Annotated in this window: 19 protein-coding genes; 4 read left to right on the top strand and 15 right to left on the bottom strand. The window is 71.1% G+C overall.

Annotated features, from left to right (window positions below; translation table 11 throughout):
• Nucleotides 1–88 precede the first annotated feature (88 nt).
• Nucleotides 89–382, top strand: coding sequence for a hypothetical protein (locus KCH48_RS18685; protein ID WP_210575473.1), 294 nt, complete (start codon nucleotides 89–91; stop codon nucleotides 380–382).
• Here the strand turns inward: KCH48_RS18685 and KCH48_RS18680 are convergent.
• A complete protein-coding gene (locus KCH48_RS18680; protein ID WP_210575471.1) occupies nucleotides 373–1,338 on the bottom strand; it encodes an alpha/beta hydrolase in 966 nt (321 codons plus the stop codon). The genes KCH48_RS18685 and KCH48_RS18680 overlap by 10 nt on opposite strands.
• A 56-nt stretch (nucleotides 1,339–1,394) precedes the next feature.
• A complete protein-coding gene (locus KCH48_RS18675; protein WP_210575469.1) occupies nucleotides 1,395–1,712 on the bottom strand; it encodes a putative quinol monooxygenase in 318 nt (105 codons plus the stop codon).
• Nucleotides 1,713–1,856: 144 nt separating this feature from the next.
• Between KCH48_RS18675 and KCH48_RS18670 the strand changes: the two genes are divergently transcribed.
• A complete protein-coding gene (locus KCH48_RS18670; protein ID WP_210575467.1) occupies nucleotides 1,857–2,762 on the top strand; it encodes an AraC family transcriptional regulator in 906 nt (301 codons plus the stop codon).
• A 159-nt stretch (nucleotides 2,763–2,921) separates the two neighbouring features.
• Nucleotides 2,922–3,671: an SDR family oxidoreductase gene (locus KCH48_RS18665; RefSeq protein WP_210575465.1), complete on the top strand. Its 750-nt coding sequence runs from the start codon at nucleotides 2,922–2,924 to the stop codon at nucleotides 3,669–3,671.
• 102 nt (nucleotides 3,672–3,773) lie between these two features.
• Here KCH48_RS18665 and KCH48_RS18660 read toward each other — a convergent pair whose 3' ends face one another.
• Together KCH48_RS18660 and KCH48_RS18655 are read right to left on the bottom strand one after the other, a co-directional pair.
• A complete protein-coding gene (locus KCH48_RS18660; protein WP_210575464.1) occupies nucleotides 3,774–4,496 on the bottom strand; it encodes a dienelactone hydrolase family protein in 723 nt (240 codons plus the stop codon).
• 175 nt (nucleotides 4,497–4,671) lie between these two features.
• Nucleotides 4,672–5,175 carry a pyridoxamine 5'-phosphate oxidase family protein gene (locus KCH48_RS18655; protein WP_210575463.1) on the bottom strand — a complete coding sequence of 168 codons (504 nt, stop codon included), beginning with the start codon at nucleotides 5,173–5,175 and terminating at the stop codon, nucleotides 4,672–4,674.
• 166 nt (nucleotides 5,176–5,341) lie between these two features.
• Between KCH48_RS18655 and KCH48_RS18650 the strand changes: the two genes are divergently transcribed.
• On the top strand, nucleotides 5,342–6,025 hold the full coding sequence (locus KCH48_RS18650; RefSeq protein WP_210575462.1) for a phosphatase PAP2 family protein: 684 nt from the start codon (nucleotides 5,342–5,344) through the stop codon (nucleotides 6,023–6,025).
• A gap of 23 nt (nucleotides 6,026–6,048) precedes the next feature.
• On the opposite strand, the gene KCH48_RS18645 is transcribed toward KCH48_RS18650, so the two are convergent.
• The 11 genes from KCH48_RS18645 to KCH48_RS18595 are packed head-to-tail and all read right to left on the bottom strand — an operon-like array spanning nucleotide 6,049 to nucleotide 17,613.
• Nucleotides 6,049–7,374: a glutamate-1-semialdehyde 2,1-aminomutase gene (locus KCH48_RS18645; RefSeq protein ID WP_210575460.1), complete on the bottom strand. Its 1,326-nt coding sequence runs from the start codon at nucleotides 7,372–7,374 to the stop codon at nucleotides 6,049–6,051.
• Nucleotides 7,375–7,381: 7 nt separating this feature from the next.
• Entirely contained in the window at nucleotides 7,382–7,933 is a 552-nt protein-coding gene (gene rfbC, locus KCH48_RS18640; RefSeq protein WP_210575458.1) for a dTDP-4-dehydrorhamnose 3,5-epimerase, read from the bottom strand.
• Nucleotides 7,930–9,162 (bottom strand): polysaccharide pyruvyl transferase family protein, encoded by a 1,233-nt coding sequence (locus KCH48_RS18635; protein WP_210575456.1) that lies wholly within the window; start codon nucleotides 9,160–9,162, stop codon nucleotides 7,930–7,932. Before KCH48_RS18635 ends, rfbC begins: the two co-directional genes overlap by 4 nt.
• The gene (locus KCH48_RS18630; RefSeq protein WP_210575455.1) at nucleotides 9,159–10,106 is read right to left on the bottom strand and encodes a glycosyltransferase family 2 protein; all 948 of its coding nucleotides are present in this window, start codon (nucleotides 10,104–10,106) and stop codon (nucleotides 9,159–9,161) included. Before KCH48_RS18630 ends, KCH48_RS18635 begins: the two co-directional genes overlap by 4 nt.
• A complete protein-coding gene (locus tag KCH48_RS18625; RefSeq protein WP_210575454.1) occupies nucleotides 10,103–11,401 on the bottom strand; it encodes a hypothetical protein in 1,299 nt (432 codons plus the stop codon). The genes KCH48_RS18630 and KCH48_RS18625 overlap by 4 nt, the downstream gene beginning before the upstream one ends.
• On the bottom strand, nucleotides 11,398–12,681 hold the full coding sequence (locus KCH48_RS18620) for a DUF4910 domain-containing protein (RefSeq protein WP_210575453.1): 1,284 nt from the start codon (nucleotides 12,679–12,681) through the stop codon (nucleotides 11,398–11,400). The genes KCH48_RS18625 and KCH48_RS18620 overlap by 4 nt, the downstream gene beginning before the upstream one ends.
• On the bottom strand, nucleotides 12,669–13,694 hold the full coding sequence (locus KCH48_RS18615) for an NAD(P)-dependent oxidoreductase (protein WP_210575452.1): 1,026 nt from the start codon (nucleotides 13,692–13,694) through the stop codon (nucleotides 12,669–12,671). Before KCH48_RS18615 ends, KCH48_RS18620 begins: the two co-directional genes overlap by 13 nt.
• Nucleotides 13,695–13,697: 3 nt before the next feature.
• Entirely contained in the window at nucleotides 13,698–14,345 is a 648-nt protein-coding gene (locus KCH48_RS18610; RefSeq protein WP_210575451.1) for a PIG-L deacetylase family protein, read from the bottom strand.
• Nucleotides 14,342–15,136: a glucose-1-phosphate cytidylyltransferase gene (locus KCH48_RS18605; RefSeq protein ID WP_210575450.1), complete on the bottom strand. Its 795-nt coding sequence runs from the start codon at nucleotides 15,134–15,136 to the stop codon at nucleotides 14,342–14,344. Before KCH48_RS18605 ends, KCH48_RS18610 begins: the two co-directional genes overlap by 4 nt.
• Nucleotides 15,133–16,392: a class I SAM-dependent methyltransferase gene (locus KCH48_RS18600; RefSeq protein WP_210575449.1), complete on the bottom strand. Its 1,260-nt coding sequence runs from the start codon at nucleotides 16,390–16,392 to the stop codon at nucleotides 15,133–15,135. Before KCH48_RS18600 ends, KCH48_RS18605 begins: the two co-directional genes overlap by 4 nt.
• Nucleotides 16,393–17,613, bottom strand: coding sequence for a glycosyltransferase (locus KCH48_RS18595; RefSeq protein ID WP_210575448.1), 1,221 nt, complete (start codon nucleotides 17,611–17,613; stop codon nucleotides 16,393–16,395).
• Nucleotides 17,614–17,615: the final 2 nt, after the last annotated feature.

The following is a 17,615-nucleotide window of genomic DNA, read 5'->3' as shown; positions in this document are numbered from 1 at the left end:
TGGATCGACCAGGACCGCTTGAGTGCCGTGTGTCACGACGCGTCACGGGTACCCGTAGTGCCGAAGTGCTCTTTAGGAGATGACTCGGATGCTGTTCATCGGACTGCTCCTCCTCGCAGGCGCCGCCGCGTTCACCGGGCTCGCAATCGGCGACAATCTGTCCGGCGGCCCTGAGTACACCGTGTCCGTCCTCGGCAACGACATCGCGACCATGAACACCCTGGCCGTCTTCTGCTCCGGCCTCGCCCTGGCGCTGGTCTTCTGCCTGGGCCTGGCCATGGCGATACGCGCGACAGCCCACCGACGCGCCAGGAGCCCCCGCGCCCGCCGAGCCCGGTTCACCGGCCCGGACACCGCGACCGGACCGCACCCTCAGCACTGACGAGGCAAGAGACGGGCGAGCCAGTCGGTGCGGGTGCGGCGGGCCGTGGCCGAGATCTGTGCCTGCGGGAACAGCGCGTCGAAGCCATGGAAGCCGCCCGCCCAGACGTGCAGTTCGGCCTGGCCACCGGCCGCCCAGACGCGGGTGGCGTAGTCGGTGTCCTCGTCGCGGAAGACCTCGGCGGAGCCGGTGTCGATATAGGTGGTCGGCAGGCCCGAGAGGTCGTCGGCCAGCGCGGGTGAGACGTACGCGGGTATCTCCTCGTCGGTGAGGTCGCCGAGGACGGCCTGCCATCCGAACGCGTTCATCTCGCCGGTCCAGACACCGGGAACGCCGGAGTACTGGCGGCTGGAGGTGGTGGCGTTGCGGTGGTCGAGCATGGGGCAGATCAGCACCTGCGCGGCGATCGCCGGGGTGCCGAGATCGCGGGCCATGAGGGTGACGCCGGCGGCGAGCCCGCCGCCCGCGCTGGCGCCCGCGACGATGATCCTGGCCGCGTCGATGCCCAGTTCGTCGGCGTGCTCGGCGATCCAGAGCAGGCCCTGATAGCAGTCGTCGACCAGGGTGGTGCCGGTGGCCTCCGGGGCGAGCCGGTAGTCGACGGTGACCACGACCGCGCCGAACCGGTCGAGCCACTCCAGGGGGATGTCGATCTGCGAGAAGCGGTCGCCCATGACCATCCCGCCGCCGTGGATCCAGTAGATGCAGGGTGCGGCGGGGGTGGTGGGATCGGTCCGCGCGGGGCTGAGGACTGACAGGCCGATCTGGGCGCCGTCCTCGGCGGACACGGTGATGTCGCGCCGCTCGACCTGCCGGTGGGCGAGGAGGGACTCGACGGGCGTCGAGGGGAGCTGACGCAGTTGGGCGAGGAGTTCTGGGGTGAGCTGGGATATCAGGGGCATCTCGGCCAGGAGTTCACGCAGTTCGAGGTCAAGGGCGGGGCGTGCCGTGGTCATGGTTGCTGCCTTTCGGGGAGTCGGGCGAGAAGAGGTCCGCGTTCGATCCGCGGGCTTCAGAAGGCGGCCTTGCCGCGGACCGGGACGTAGTCGGTGAACTCGGATTCCTTGGCCAGCAGCCCGTCGATCCGCGCCACGATGGCCTGGGCGGCCTCGCCGGCGAAGATCCGGTGGTGGTCCTCCTCACTGGTCCAGCCCTCGGTGACGTGGACGACGTCGGGGTCGGACGCGGAACGGGAGACCAGGTAGACGACGCAGTGTTCGCTCGCGCCGGGGCTGCCCTCGTTCAGGCCGGTCAGCAGCAGGTCGACCAGTCGGTCGCCCATTCCGGGCCTGGCGGTCAGGGTGGCGTTGAAGCCATAGGTGGCGTTCATGGATGCCTTCTTCTCGGTGGGGGAGTGCGGTGATTCCATTGAACGCTTGCGACCTGCGAAAATGTTAGAACGATGCTCGCCGGCACTTGCACGATCCTCGCAACCACGGGAGACCGGGCGCGGGGATGGTGCTGCAATGGACGCATGCACCTCGAAGAGCTCCGCACCCTGCTGGCCCGGCATGCCCGCCCCGACTGGACCACCGCCATCGACGGCGTCCTCATCTCGAAGGTCGACCGGCCGGATCCGCCGGCACCCTCCATGTCCGGCACGGTGCTCGCGGTCATCGCCCAGGGCGCCAAACGCCTGGCGCTGGGCGACCGGGTCTACGAATACGGCGCCGGGCAGTATCTGGTCGCATCCGTCGACCTGCCCGTCACGGGGCAGTTCACCCAGGTAGAACCCGAGCGACCCGCCCTCGGCTTCGGCCTGACCCTGGAGCCGTCCGCCGTGGCCGAACTGCTGCTTCGGGCCGGCCCCGGCGACCTCCCCCGCGCCGACTCAGGCGTGCCATCGGGCATCGCCGTCAGCGACGCGTCAGCCCCGCTGCTCGACGCGGTCGTCCGGCTGCTGCGCCTGCTCGACGAACCTCGCGACCGCGCCGTACTGGCCCCGCTGGTCAAGCGCGAGATCCTCTGGCGCCTGATCACCAGCGAGCAGGGGGCGACGGTTCGCCAACTGGGCCTGGCCGACAGCGGCCTCAGCCATGTCTCCCGGGCCGTGCGCTGGATCCGCGAGCACTACGCGCAGCCCTTCCGGGTCGAGGACGTGGCACGCATGTCCGGCATGAGCGTCTCCGCCTTCTACCGCAACTTCCAGGCGGTCACCGCGATGAGCCCCATCCAGTTCCAGAAGCAGATCCGGCTGCAGGAGGCCAGGCTGCTGCTCGCCACCCACCCGGGCGATGTCACCGGCGTCGGCCGGCGCGTCGGTTATGACAACCCCTCACAGTTCAGCCGGGAGTACCGCCGCCAGTTCGGGGCGCCCCCGAGCCAGGACGCGGCCCGCCTGCGCGACACCGCACGCAGTCCCGTGAGCGTCATCCCTTGAGCGGGCTCGGCGTTGGAAGAGGATCGTGCAAGGCAGGGCGAGGATAGGTCTACTGTCAACGCAGGTCAGAGCGATTCAATGGGGTCATCGGTTCTTTCGCGGAGCAGGAAAATGCTTGTCCATCCGCGGACCACCCCACCACATCGCAAGGGACCCAGCATGCAGACCGTTCTGATCACTGGCACGTCGTCCGGCTACGGGCGGGCGACCGCCCTCCACTTCCACGCGCAGGGGTGGAACGTCATCGCCACGATGCGCACCCCGCGTCCGGACGTCCTCCCCGAGTCGGACCGGCTCCGCATCGTCGAACTCGACGTGACCGAGCCCGAATCCATCACCGCCGCGTTCGAGGCAGCGGGGCCCATCGACGCTCTGGTCAACAACGCGGGCGTGCCCTCGATCAGCGTGTTCGAGGGCACGCCCATGGCCCGTGTACGGGAGGTCTTCGAGACCAACACCTTCGGCGTGATGGCGACGACGCAGGCGGTGCTGCCCCGGTTCCGGGAGCGGGGTTCCGGCGTGGTGGTCAACGTGACCTCCAGCGTGGTGCTGGGGCACATGCCGCTCTCGGCCGTCTACAAGGCCAGCAAGATGGCCATCGAGGGGTTCACCGCGTCCCTCGCGCTCGAACTCGCGCCGTTCGGTGTGCGGGCGACGACGGTCGCGCCGGGCGCCTGCCTGACCACGAACTTCGCAGCCAACGCGACGAACGGCGCCTCGCTGGACCAACTGGTCCCGGCGCCCTACGCGGCGTTCGCGAAGAAGGCCATGGACGGCTTCATGGGCCAGGACGTCTTCACCGAGGAGAGCGACGTCGCCGAGACGGTCTGGCGGGCCGTGCACGACACGACCGGCCAGCTCCGCTTCCCGGCCGGCCGCGACGCGGTCTGGCTCGCCCAGGCGAAGTGACCGACCAGGGATTTGAAAGGCCATCGCGGGCGGCGCGTGCCCTGCCAGAGACGCGCCGCCCCGACACCGCCTACCGGCTGCTGCCCGCCGGACGGCCCGGCCTCACTTCAGGTGCCGGTCGTAGAACCGGCCCCCGTCCTCGCTCTCGAACCACGGGGTACCGAGGTGTCCGCCCAGATTGGCGTGCAGCGTCTTCTCCTTGCTGCCGAAGGCGTCGAAGAGGTCCAGGGCCCGTTGCCGGGGGTTTCCTTCGTCGTCCCACTGCAGCAGGATCAGCAGCGGAATGGTGACCTGCCGGGCCTCCTCGCGCTGGGCACGGGGCACGTAACCCCCGGCGAAGAAACCGGCGGCCGTGATGCGCGGGTCGGCCACCGCAAGGCGGATGCCGAGGGCGGTCCACCCCGAGTACCCGACCGGGCCGCCGATCTCGGGCAGTGCGAGGAGGGCGTCCAGGGTGGTCCGCCATTCCGGGGCCGCCTTTTCGACCAGCGGGCCGACGACGGACTCGAAGATCTCGTCGACGGGCTCGCCGGCCTGTATCGCCCGGCGGAGGTCGGCGCGGGCCTGCTCGTCGGCGGCGGAGCGGGGCCGGTCACCGCACCCGGCGGCGTCGATGGTGGCCACCGCGTAGCCGTACGCCGCGGTGAGCCGGGCCCGGGCCACCAGCCGGGAGTCCCGCTTGGGCAGGCCGTTGTTGTGGGCCATCAGGATCAGCGGGGCCGGTGCGGCGGATTCGGGCGTCCACAGGGTGCCGGGGATCTCGCCGAGGGTGAATTCGCGTTCGAGGACGCCGCCGTCGAGACGCTGTTCGGAAGTGAATCGCATGGTCGTGCCTTTCGGGAGTGCTCGTGAACGGCGCTCCCGGACGACCTGCCTATCGCCCGACCGTGACCCCGGAGGGAAGCACCCATGTCGATACGTTCACGGGTACCACCTCCTCGTCATCTCGCACGGCCTCCGGAAAAGTAGCAGTGGCCGCCGTGGTCCACCAACAGGTTTTTCAGTGGCTCTGCTGCTGACGTTCCGCACGCCGCTGGATGAGTTCCTCGACGGCGCTGGGCAAGGTCGTCTCGAAGTCGATCAGCTTCGCCCACGTCGGCGTCATCACAATGCGGACCATGCCGTCGTAGAGCGAGCGGACCTCGGCCTCCCACTCGACCCGTTGCTCGGCCGTCATCGTGTACGAACCGTTCATCTCGAGGTACTCCTCGGGAATGCCGTCGACGTCGTCGAGTTCGACGGTGCCGCGGACGAGCAGGATCTTGGGCGGGTGCACCTCGGTGTCGATCGTGAGGGCGACGGCCGGGTTGTGACGGAGCGAAGCCAGCTTCGGGGCGTTCCTCGACGTGCACATCACGATCTCCCTGCCGTTCCAGGAGAAGGCGATCGGGATGTTCCGCGGTGTCCCGTCCTTGGCCACGTAGGCCAGGCGGCAGAGGTCACGGGCCAGCAGCTCCTGGCTCAGCGGGCGATCGAGGATCTCGGTGACCTGGTCGTTCGTCATGGTGGCCTCCTGAGGCAGGGCGACCATGGTGGTCGCTTCTGGCCCTGGGACGGAGTCATCACGCCGTTCTCGACATCCTCGGTGGTCAGTGAAACCGATATGGCCGTATGTCTCCGTGGAGGTTGGTTAGGGTTGCACACACCGGTGACACGATGGGGGGCTCGCGTTGGATCGCCTGCTGCCCCCGTCCTTGCGCGCGTGGCTGGGGCTGATCGCGGCCCTCGCCGCTCTGGTGGTCGTCGGGGTCGGGGGCTTGTACGCCGACCAGGGCGAGCCCGGCCGGGTGGACAGGTGGATCATCGAGCCGACGGCGGACAGTGTGCGTCCGCCGTGGCGGTACGTCGCTCTGACCATCGACTTTCTGGGGGAGCCCGGCGGAGCGGCGATGCTGGTCGTGGCCGCCGTGACGGGGTGCCTGCTGCTTCGGCGTCCTCGTGCGGCGGTGCTCGTCGTGCTCGGCGTCGGTATGACCGTGGGGACGGCGAGGCTGCTCAAGCACCTGGTGGGACGTACCATCCACGGCCCCGGCAACCTGTCCTACCCGAGCGGGCACACCGCCTTCCTCACCGCGCTCGCCCTCGTGGCCGCGCTGCTCGCGACCGGCCGGCTCGGCCTCGGCAGAACGGCCGGCACATCACTCGTGCTCGGCTCGGCGCTGGTGGCCGGCGGCGCCATGGGCTGGGCGCAGGTCGCGCTGGGCGCGCACTACCCGACCGACGTCCTCGGCGGCTGCTGCACCGCGCTGGCGGTGGTCCCGGCGACCGCGTGGCTGGTCGACCGGATCGCCGACCGGCAGACCGACCAGATGGCCGACCGGATGGCCGACGCCGGTCGGCGGGCGCGTCACTGACGGCACGTCATGTCACCGTCGCGTCATGCCAACCGGCGGAATACCGGCTTCACCGGCCGCCCGCCCACCCAGGGAGTGGGATCGCCGGCGTCAAGTGCCTTCCGGTACACGGCACATGCCTGGGCCACCACCGCCACGGTGTGGTCGATGTCGGCCTCGCTGAGCGCGCTGCTCACCACGAACGACGGGGCCAGTACGCCGCCCGCGAGGAGTTGGCGCAGGAACAGGGTGCGGTACGGCTGCGACGGCTGCCGGTTCTCGTCGAGGGTGGCGAAGACCAGGTTGCTGGCCCGGCCCCGGACGACGACGTGGTCGCCGACGCCCATGCTCGCCGCGGCGTCCCGGACACCGGCCGCCAACCGCTCGCCGAGGGCGTGCAGTTGTGCGGTGATGCCCTCCTCGACATAGGTGGTCTGCACGGCCATCGCGGCTGCCAGGGAGTGCGTTTCCGCACCGTGCGTGGTGGACAGCAGGAACACCCGCTCGCTGGAGTGACGCAGACCGCCCCACTCCATCAACTCGCGGCGCCCGGCAAGCGCGGAGACGGCAAACCCGTTGCCCAGCGCCTTGCCGAACGTGGAGAGGTCGGGGACGACGCCGTACAAGCCCTGGGCGCCCGCCTCGGACCAGCGGAAGCCGGTGATCATCTCATCGAAGATCAGTACACAGCCGTGCCGGTCGGCCAGCTCGCGCAGCCCGGCGAGGTACCCGGGCGGCGGCTCGGTGTGGCCGGCGGGTTCGAGGATCAGGCAGGCGATCTCGTCCGGGTACCGGGTGAGCAGTTCCTCCGTGGCGGCCAGGTCCCCGTACGGGAACGCCACGGTGAGCTCGGTGGTCGCCGCCGGAATACCGGCGGACATCGGCGTCGTACCGATGAACCAGTCGTCGACGGAGAAGAACGGGTGATCGCCGCAGATGGCCACCCGTGGGCGCCCGGTGACGGCGCGGGCCAGGCGGACCGCGGCGGTGGTGACGTCGGAGCCGTTCTTCGCGAACTTCACCATCTCGGCGGTCGGCACCGTGGCCAGGAAGCGCTCCGCGGCCTCGACCTCCACGATGGACGGCCTCACGAAGTTGCTGCCGCGGTCGAGTTCCCGCCGCGCCGCCTCGGTCACGCGGGGGTGGGCGTGGCCGAGGCTGACCGACCGCAGGCCTGAGCCGTACTCGATGTAGCGGTTGCCGTCGATGTCCCACACATGGGCACCGTGGCCGTGGCTGATGACCGGGGCCAGGTGCTCGGGGTACTGGTCGTCGCCCTTGGCGTAGGTGTGCGCGCCGCCGGGGATCATGGCGTGCAGCCGCTCGTTCGCCTTCCGCGACCGGGGCAGTTGGAATTCCTCGGTGTCCACGACGACCTCAACTCTCCCTGTGCTTGAGGACGTCGGCGAGGCTCGGCGCCTCCCGGTCCCGCTGAGACATCGAAGTGACCGGCAGCGGCCAGGGGATGGCGAGCTCCGGGTCGTCATGGGCGATCGTCACGTCCTCGGCCGGATCGTGCGGGCGGTCGATCCGGTACGAGGTGTCGGCGGTCTCGGTCAGCGCCTGGAAGCCGTGCGCACACCCCGCCGGGATGTACAGGGTCGTCTGGGTCTCGCCGGACAGTTCGAAGGACGCCCGGCTCAGGTACGTCGGCGAGTCGGGCCGCAGGTCCACGACGACGTCGAAGATCTGCCCGTACGAGCAGCGCACCAGCTTGGCCTCGCCGGCGCCGGAACGCAGGTGCAGGCCGCGCAGCACGCCCCGGACCGAGCGGGACAGGCTGTCCTGGACGAAGGCGTTCGGGTCGAGGCCCACCGAGCGGATCACGTCGGCGTCGAAGGTGCGGCAGAAGAAGCCGCGTTCGTCGGCGTACGGCGTCGGCTCGAAGAGGTACGCGCCGGCGATCTCCGGGACTTCGATCGCTTTCATGGAGTCTCCTGCGTGGTGCGGGTGCGGTCGGTCGGCGGGAACAGGGCCGTGGTCAAGGCGGTGAACTGGTCCTCGACACGCCGGGCGGCGTCCTGGTTCCGCTCCGGGAGGGTCCGCCGCAGCTCCGCCGATCGCCGTTCCAGCTCCCGGAACTGCTCGAGCAGCCGGTCGGCGTCGACCTCGCGTGCCGGGTGGCAGTACGCGCCGAGTCCCATCTGGGCCATGAGATCGTCGCTCTTCTCCGAATAGCTGACGGCGAGCGTCGGCGTGCCGGTCTTCAGCGCGCAGACCAGGTTGTGGTAGCGGGTCGCCACCACGGTGTCGGCGGCCGCCGCCTCCTTCATCAGGTCGGCGAGCGAGGCCGCCTCGGCGGCGGTGACCAGCGGGGAGTCCACCGCGTCGAGGACCGCGGCGGCCACCGGCCGGTCGAGCTCGTCCCCGGTGAGCAGCCGGACCGGCCGGCCGTCCTCGACCAGCGCGCGGACGAACCGGATCGTCCCGTCGAGGTAGCGCCGGTGGATCTCCTCGGCCCGTGCGCGCTCGTCGTTGCTGCCGTGCCAGGCCATGACGCCGACGCAGACCGGACCCGGCGGACCCGAGGGCGTGCTCGCCCGCGGCGCCGGCAGCGAGAAGGCGAGGTCCGGATAGACCTCGTCGCGCGCGGTGGCCACGCCCATCGCCCGTATCGCGTCGCGCGAGTGGGCGCCCCGGAACGACCGGTACGCGGCCAGCCGCGCCGACCAGCGCACCAGGGTCCGGGTCGCCCGGTCGCCGATCTCGGAGGCGCCGACGCTGACCAGTGCGACCCGGGTGCGCAGCAGCCGGCCGCTCGCGCAGAGCAGGAACAGCGAGTACGGGAAGCCCCAGGGCCGCAGCGGCAGCGTGGTCTCCAGGACGCCCGTGCCCGGCACGATCACCACGTCGTGCCGGCGCACCCAGGCGGCGGTGCGGACGGCGTCGACGAGCTTGCCCAGACCCTTCGTCGCGATGGCGACGACACTCGAGGCGGTCCGGTACTCACCGCGGTTCCAGTTCATCCGCGCCGCGGGGATCCCGTACCGGGCCGTGATGACCTCGGGCCCGCCGCACAGCGCGTCCACGACCGCCTCCGGGTGCTCGGTGCGCAGGTACCCGAGGATGGCCTCGAGTGACGCGTCGTTGCCGGAGTTGCCGGCGCCGAACAGGCCGAACAGGCCGACGCGCACCTGAGTTCTGTTCGTCGAGGTCATGCCTGCCTCCCCTCGCGGCCGGCGACGATCGCGTCGACGGAGACCGTGAGCCCGCCCGGGTCGACCGGGGCGCGGTCCTCGACCCGCTCGCCCGCACCCGGCCGGGTGCGGCTGGTCATCCACGCGGCCAGGTGGCGGTAGCACGCGCGCCGGTCGGCCGGGGACAACGGCGCCCGCCGGATCGCCGAGACGAAGCCCCAGACGTACTCGGCGAGCAGCCGGGGCGTCGGGTGCAGCGGGCCGGCCCGGCGCGGGTCCAGATTGACGCATCGGGAGCGCTTGGAGGGGTTCGCCCGCTCGGCGCGGGTGGGGTGGTCGCGGCGGAAGTACAGCAGCTCCGGCACCTGGTGGAAGGGCCCGTGCAGGGTGATCTCGGCGACGAATGTGCGGTCCGCGTGGTGGTAGCTGTCGTGCGGCTTCACCCGGCGCAGCATGTCGGCCCGCATCACTCCGTAGAAGTCGTCGCCACCGGGCTCGAACAGCAGGCTGCGGAAGCGCTCCGGCGCGTGCGGCGAGTCGGTGGCCAGCCCGTACTCGTACGGGACCGTCACCTGGCCGTCGCCGTCGATGACCGCCTGGCCGCTGTGCGCGAGGACCACGTCCGGCCGCTCGTCCAGCGCCTGAACGCAGCGCCGCAGCAGGTCGCGGGCGTACAGGTCGTCGTGCGAGGCCCACTTGAACAGCTCGCCCCGGCACTCAGTGAAGACGTAGTTGTGGTTCGGTGCGGCGCCGATGTTCCGGGGCAGCCGGAGGTACCGGATGCGTGAGTCCTTCGCGGCGTACCGGCGGCAGATGTCCTGGGTTCCGTCGATCGAGGCGTTGTCGGAGATGACCAGCTCGAAGTCCTCGTAGGTCTGGCCGAGCAGGGCGTCGAGCGACTCGGCGAGGTACTCCTCCCCGTTGTACACGGGCAGGCCGATGCTGAGCCGGGGATGGCGGGTCATGTGGTCCTCTCTTCGCTGATGGTGTTGTGCCGGTGCTCGCGCAGGGCGGACCGCAGCTGCAGCCACCACAGGACCGAGGCGCCGAGGTTCGCGGCGGCGACGCCCCAGGCCGAGCCGGCCGTGCCGGCCACGGCCGCCCCGCCGACCCCGCCGCCGACATAGCCGGCGGAGGCGAACAGTTGGCAGCGCAGGCTGCGCCGGGCGGCGGCGAGCGCGCGGAGCCCGGCCGCAGCGCCGACGCCGAGGCCGGCGCCCGCGACGCCGAGCGAGATGGGCACGATGAGCTCGGAGGACGGGTACCAGACGCTGCCGAGCACGTGCTCGCCGAGACGGTCCGGCACCAGCAGCAGCGCGGTGCCCCAGAGCAGTGCGGCGGCGGCCAGCCCGGCGCCGAGCAGGAGGCAGAACCTGCCCAGTCGATGCGGGGCCTGCCGCAGCACCCGTGCCGCCTCCGGGACGGTGACCAGCGAAAGACCCATCAGCACGGCGAGGAACGGGCCCATCAGGAGCTCCGCACCCCGGACCACACCCACCGCGCTGACCGCGACGACGAGGCCAAGTCCGTACGCCCGCAGCAGGCTCGCGCCGCTGACGCCGACGTTCTCGAGCAGGTATCGGTAGCCGAGGTCGCGCTGCTCGCGAAGCCATGCGCGCGCCCGGGCCGGCCGGGGCAGGATGCCGGACTGGACGCAGCCGTACCCCGCGGCCACCGCGGCCGACCCGCCCCAGGCGAGCACGAAAGCGGTCACGGTGCCCACGCGGGCGGCCGCCACCAGGGCCGGGATGAGCGCGACGCCCCACACGAGGTCGTTCACGAACGCCTTCCGCCCGGCGCCCGCGGCGAAGAACGAGAACCGCCAGGCGTCCTGCAGCAGCAGTCCCGGCAGTACCACGCCGAGGCCGACGAACGCGGCGCCCACGCTGCCGCCGAGCCCCAGCCCGACCACGACGGACGCCACGCCGATGACACCGCCGACGCCGAGCGCGGTGCCCGTCGACCGGGTCGTCGCCGCACGCCAGGACGCCTCCGGCACACCGCTGAAGCGCACCACGAGCGGGTCGGTGGCCAGTCCGCGGGAGACGTTGAGCACCACGCCGTAGGTCACCCAGGCCAGGCTGAACACGCCGAACGCGGCCAGCCCGAGCGAGCGTGCCACGTACATGCCCACCACGAAGTTGCTGATGCTGGAGACCGCCTGGTCGGCCAGTCCCCAGGACAGCCGGCCGGCGAGGGCCCGCCGGGCCGATCCGGCCGGTCGCGCCGTCTGCTCCCCGTTGGTGGTGATCGGCGTCATGTCTTGATCAGCCCGGCTCCGTGCAGGGCGTCGGCCGCGGAGGCGACGGCGCCGAACGGCAGCCCGGACCGCTCGGCGACGTCCAGCAGACTGTGCTCGCCGTCGGAGAGGTTGAGCACCCAGAGCATGGCCATCTGGGCCTGCTTGGTGTCGCTGCGGCCGCCGAGTGCGTCGTACAGCCCGCGCCGGCCCAACTGCGGTTCGCCGTAAGGACTGAGGTTGACGTACTGCCGGTTGCGGTCGAGGACGGCGGACGCCTCGCGGCAGACCGCGAGGGTGTCCGCCATCGCCTCCGGGGAGACGAAGTCCAGGTTGTCCGCCGAGGTGTGGTACTCGGGGTAGCCGGCGTACGGGGTCCGGGTGAGCGAACCCACGCCCAGGTTGAACCCGGGCGAGCAGTACTGCCGCTCGTCGTAGCCGTACGGCGTGAACTCCTTGACCTGGTGCGGGCGTTCGGAGGCGGCCAGCACGTACCGCATCACCCGGTCGATCTCCGCGTCCCCGCGCCTGCTCTGCTTGTACGTCAGCCCGCCCGAGTCGCCCGCACAGGCCAGCACCAGGCCGTGCTTGACCCGCTCCACCCGCTCCGCGTTGCGGGCCAGCCAGGTGATCGCCCCGATGGTGCCGGGCGCGAAGATGAACCGGTAGGTGTAGTACGGCGTCTGCCGGGCCAGCTCCCGGGCCAGGAACGTCGCCACCGCGATGCCGGCCAGGTTGTCGTTGGCCAGCGACGGGTGGCAGACGTGGCAGGAGACGATCACCTCGTCCTGGACCTGCCCGGGGACGACATGCTCGGCGTAGGTGAGGTGGCCGTCCGCGAGCGTGGAGTCGACGCGCACCTCGTAGTCGCCGTCCGGCATCGCGTCCAGGGTCTCCTGGGCCAGGCAGAATCCCCATTCCGGCTTGTAGTAACTGGTGCGGTACGGCACCCAGGCCGGGTGGTCCGGCAGGGTGTGCAGGTGTTCGCGCAGCTCGGCCAGCGGCATGGTCTCCGCCACCGGCACGCTGTAGCCGAGCACGTGCAGGCTGGACGCGGCGAAGTCGACGACCCGGTTCCCGGCGGTGTCGGCGATGTACGCGTCGCGGATGTTCCACTCCTGCGGCACCGTCCAGTCGAGCACCTGCGTGCCGGTCGGCACCTCGTGCCTCTGGAGCGGGATGTACTCGCCGACGATGTCCAAGGTGGCGCGCACGCCGTCGCCCGTGATGCTCCGGCAGAGCGGGTACATCCGCTCCACCATCGCGTACATCTCCTCGCCGATCTCGGTCACGGGCGCCACCGCAGGGTGTCGTCGACGGTTCCGGCCTCGGACGCCGCGCGCAGCACGGCGAGGCGGGTGAAGCGTTGCTCGAAGGCCTCGCTGGTCAGGCCGAACTTCTGGTAGGCGTCGGCGAGTTCGAGCGCGCCCTGCTTCACCGTCCACTCGCAGTCGAAGCCGGGTATCGCGGCCCGGAACCGGGAGAAGTCCACCCGGTACGACCGCGGATCGGCACCGTTCTCCCCGGTGATCACCACCTTCACGCCGGACACCGCCTCGGCGACCTGCTCGGCGATCTGGGCGACCGTGACGTTGTTGATCTCGCTACCGATGTTGAACGCCCGGTCGTGCACCGCTTCCCGCGGCGCGGCCAGCGCCGCCGTGAAGGCCCGGGCGATGTCGGCTGCGTGCACCAGCGGGCGCCAGGGGGTGCCGTCGGAGAGCACGAGCACCTCGCCGCTCAGGAGCGCATGGCCCACGAGGTTGTTCAGCACGATGTCGGCGCGCAGCCGGGGTGAGTAGCCGAAGGCGGTGGCGTTGCGCATGAACACCGGGGTGAAGTCGCCGTCGGCCAGCGCGTGCAGGTCGTCCTCCACCCGCACCTTGGACTCCGCGTAAGGCGTCACCGGGCGCAACGGGGCGTCCTCGCCGACGAGGCCGTCGCCGCCGGCGGCGCCGTACACCGAGCAGGTCGACGCGTACAGGAAGCGTCGCACTCCGGCGTCGCGGGCCAGCCGGGCCAGCCGTACGGAGGCGTGGTGATTGATGTCGTAGGTGAGGTCCGGCGCCAGCGATCCCAGCGGGTCGTTGGACAGCGCCGCCAGGTGGATCACGGCCTCCACCCCGGCCACGTGCTCGGCCGTGATGTCACGCAGGTCCACCCGGTGTCCCGGCGGGTCGGCGGGCGTCGGGCCGAGGACGCAGTCGGCGAACAGGCCGGCGTCGAGGCCGACGACTTCGTGTCCGGCGGCGGCGAGGACCGGGGCCATCACGGTGCCCAGGTAGCCCTGGTGTCCGGTCAGCAGTACGCGCAAAGTTCAGTCCCCCAGATCGAGCGTGAGTTTGGTGACGGCGAACGCCTCGGCGTATCGCTCGTGGCATTCGATGCCGCGGATCCGGGCCAGACCGAGGAATGCCTCCCGGTCGTACCAGGGCCGGTGCCGCTGCGAGGGGTAGTGCTCCTGCAGCAGCCGCACCTTCTGTTCGGCGACCTCGGGCGACAGCGGCTGGTACGCCGCCATACGGCCGAGATCGCCGTCCCACTTGACGATCTCGTAGCCGAGCACGAGGTGGTCGCGGAACGCGGTGGGTATCAGCTGCGCCAGGCCGCGGTGGTCCTGGTGCGCGTCGTCGGTGCGCGGGGCCAGGATCAGATCCGGGTCGGTCTGTCCGCGCAGTTCCTCGACCGCTGCCTTGGCCTCGTCCCAGTGCACGGGCAGCCGGCCGTCCGGCAGCTTGTGCACGGTCAGCCGCAGGTCGGCTCCCGGGCAGAAGGCGGCGAGTGCGGCCTGCTCCTCCTGCTCGCGCTCACTGCCGCCGCCGGAAAGCACCAGCGCGTCGACACGGACACCCGGGTGCGCGAGGCACAGCGTCAGCAGCGTGCCGCCGGCGCCGATGGCGATGTCGTCGCAGTGCGCGCCCACCGCGACGATCCGGTCCAGGCGCCCGGCGCCGAGCCGGATCACGCCTTCACCCCAGCACTGTCCTGCTCCCACACGGCCCATGGACGCTCGCCTCGGGCGTAGGCGGCGTCGAGCGCGGCCCGCTCCTTCACGGTGTCGGTCGGCTTCCAGAAGCCGCGGTGCTGGTGCGCCACCAGCCGTCCCTGCTTGGCGAGTTGGGCGCAACCGTCGGCGACCAGGTCTCCGTTCTCCGGTATGTGGTCGAAGACCTCCTGGCGGAGCACGAAGTAGCCGCCGTTCTCCCACAGGGGCATGTCGCTCACCGCGGTGATGCCTCCCACCAGGCCGTCCTCTCCCAACTCCACGCAGTGGAAGGAGGATTGCGGCGGCACCACCATCATCGACGCACCGGCGTCGCGCAGGGTGAACTTCTCGATCATCTCCGGCAGCGGCGCATCGGTGAGCACGTCGGCATAGTTGGCGAGGAACATCTCGTCGCCGTCCAGGTGGTGCCGCACCCGGCGCAGCCGCTCCCCGATCGGTGACTCGATGCCGGTCTGCGCGAACGTGATCGTCCAGTCCGAGATGTCGGTGGACAGCAGCTCGGTCCGCCCGCCGCGCAGCACGAAGTCGTTGGACGTCGTCTCCTCGTAGTTGAGGAAGAAGTCCTTGATGTGGTGGGCCCCGTAGCCGAGGCACAGGATGAACTCCGTGTGCCCGAAGTGCGCGTAGTAGCGCATGACGTGCCAGATCAGCGGCCGCGGGCCGACCATCGCCATCGGCTTGGGGACGTCGTCGGAGGTTCCGTTGCGCATCCGCATCCCGTAACCGCCGCAGAACAGAACGACCTTCATGCTGTGACCTTTCTGGACGCGACCTCGACGATGCTCAGTTCCGGGATGGGAAAGACCAGCCGGCCGCCCCACTCGTGGACGAAGGACAGCTGCTCGACCAGCTCGGCCCGCAGGTTCCACGGGAGGACGAGGACGTAGTCCGGCTTGTCGGCGGCTATCTGCTCGGGCGGCAGGATCGGGATGCGGGTGCCCGGGGTGAACCGGCCGTGCTTGTAGGGGTTGCGGTCGACCGTGTACGGGAGCAGGTCGGGCCGGATGCCGCAGTGGTTGAGCAGCGTGTTGCCCTTGCCCGGGGCGCCGTAGCCGACGACCGTCTCGCCGCGCTCGGCCGCCTCGATGAGGAACTTGAGGAGGTCCCGGCGCACCTTCGCCACCCGGGCGGAGAACTCGGTGTACCCGGACAGCTCCTGCAGCCCGGCGGCCTTCTCCCGGGCCAGTACGTCGGCCACCCGCTCCGTCGGCTCGCCCGCCACCTCGGCCGGCCGGGCCCACAGGCGGATGGAGCCGCCGTGCGTGGGCAGCAACTCGACGTCCACGAGCGCGAGTCCGCCGCTCGCCAGGGCCCGGATCGCGGACGCGACCGTGTAGTACTGGAAGTGCTCGTGGTAGATCGTGTCGTACTGGTTGTCCTCGATCAGGGTCAGCAGGTGCTGCACCTCGATGGAGACCCAGCCGTCGTCGGCGACCAGGGCGCGCAGCCCCTGGGTGAATCCGACCACGTCGGGGATGTGCGCGTACACGTTGTTCGCCACGACCAGGTTCGCCGGACCGTGCTCGGCGCGCACGGCCGAGCCGGTCTGAGGGCTCAGGAACTCCGTGAGCGTGGGTACGCCCGCCTCACGCGCCACGGCGCCGACGTTCACCGACGGCTCGACGCCCAGGCAGCGGATCCCCCGGTCCACCACGTGCTTCAGCAGGTATCCGTCGTTGCTCGCGACCTCGACGACGAAGGCGTCGGAGCCCTCGGTGTCGAGTCCCACCCGCTGTACGGCGTCGGCGACGAACGTACGCGCGTGCTCCACCCAGGAGGTCGAGTACGAGGAGAAGTACGCGTACTCCTTGAACGTCTCCTCCGGCGTGATCAGCGGCGGGATCTGCGCCAGCCAGCAGTCGGTGCAGACCCGCAGGTGCAGCGGGTACGCCGGTTCCGCCTGGTCCAGTTGGTCCGCGGCGAGAAAGCTCTCACATGGCGGCGTCGCCCCGAGATCGACGACGCTCGCCAGCGCCTCCGAGCCGCACAGTCGGCATCGTGTCATCTACTGCCCCCCATTGATTCCGTCCCCCATTGATTCCGACCGACCCGCGATCGCGGTGCGGTACTCCTCCAGCAGGCGCTCCAGCCCGACGGCCGGGCTGAAGTCCCGCTCGTAGCGGCGCCGGGCCGCCTCGCCCATCTCCCGGTTCCGGGCCGGCTCGGCCGCGATCCGGCGTATGCGGTCCGCGAGCGAGGCCGACTCCCCCGGCCGGTGCAGCAGCCCGGTCACCCCGTCCTCGACCAGTTCGACGAAGGCGCCGTGACCGGCGGCGACGGTCGGCACCCCCGCCGCCATCGCCTCCACGACCACCAGGCCGAACGCCTCCAGCCAGGTCGAGGGAGCCACCACGGCGACGGACCGCGCGACGGCCTTCCGGCACTCCGCCGGGTCCAGCAGGCCGACGTAGCGCACGTCGTCCCGGCCCGCCGCCCAGGCGGTCACCTCTCGCTCCAGTGGCCCCGTGCCGGCGATCACGAGCGGTACGCCCACCCCGCCGCTCGCCGCGACCTCGTCCCACGCGGCCATGAGCAGGCGTATGCCCTTGGCCTCCGCGAGCCGGCCGAGATAGAGCAGATGCTCGCCCTCGCCCGACCGGCGGTCGTCCGGGTCGGGCACGAAGTTGTGCTTCACCGCAAGGCGTTCGGCCGGCATGCCGGCCGACACCAGGACGTCGCGCTGTGCCGCGGAGATGCAGAAGAACCGCTCGACGCCGGTCCACCACCGCCGCCGGTTGACCGACAGGCTGACCGCGAGCGGCACAGTCGCGAGGCGGGAGTTCCGGTAGCAGCCGTGCCGGACGGCCGGCAGCGGCGTCGACCCGACGCACTCCGTGCACGGCCGGCCGTCCCGCTGCAGCGTGCCGGGCGGGCAGACCTGGGTGTAGTTGTGCAGGGTGGCGACGGCGGGCACTCCGGCGTCGGCGCAGGCGGCCAGGACCGCGGGCGACAGGAGCGGGAAGACGTTGTGGACGTGGACCACGTCCGGCCGGTCGGCGCGCAGCCGGGCGGTGAGTTCCGTGCGGACCCCGGGGTTCCACGGCACGAGCAGCGGCACCGCGACCTTGCCGAGCAGGGACCGGGCGGCGATGTCGTCGCTGCGCCGCTCGAACAGGTCGACCCGGTGGCCGGCCGCGCGCAGCAGTTCCACCTCCTGGTCGACGACCTTGTTCTCCCCGCTCGGCTGCGCCGAGGCGTAGCGGTTGTGCACCACGAGGACGTGCATGC

Origin of the sequence: Streptomyces sp. GESEQ-4 (genome assembly GCF_017948455.1) — a bacterium.
Taxonomy (GTDB): Bacteria; Actinomycetota; Actinomycetes; order Streptomycetales; family Streptomycetaceae; genus Streptomyces.
Note: the sequence above shows the minus strand (reverse complement) of the source record. Positions and strands in the feature narration are given on the sequence as shown.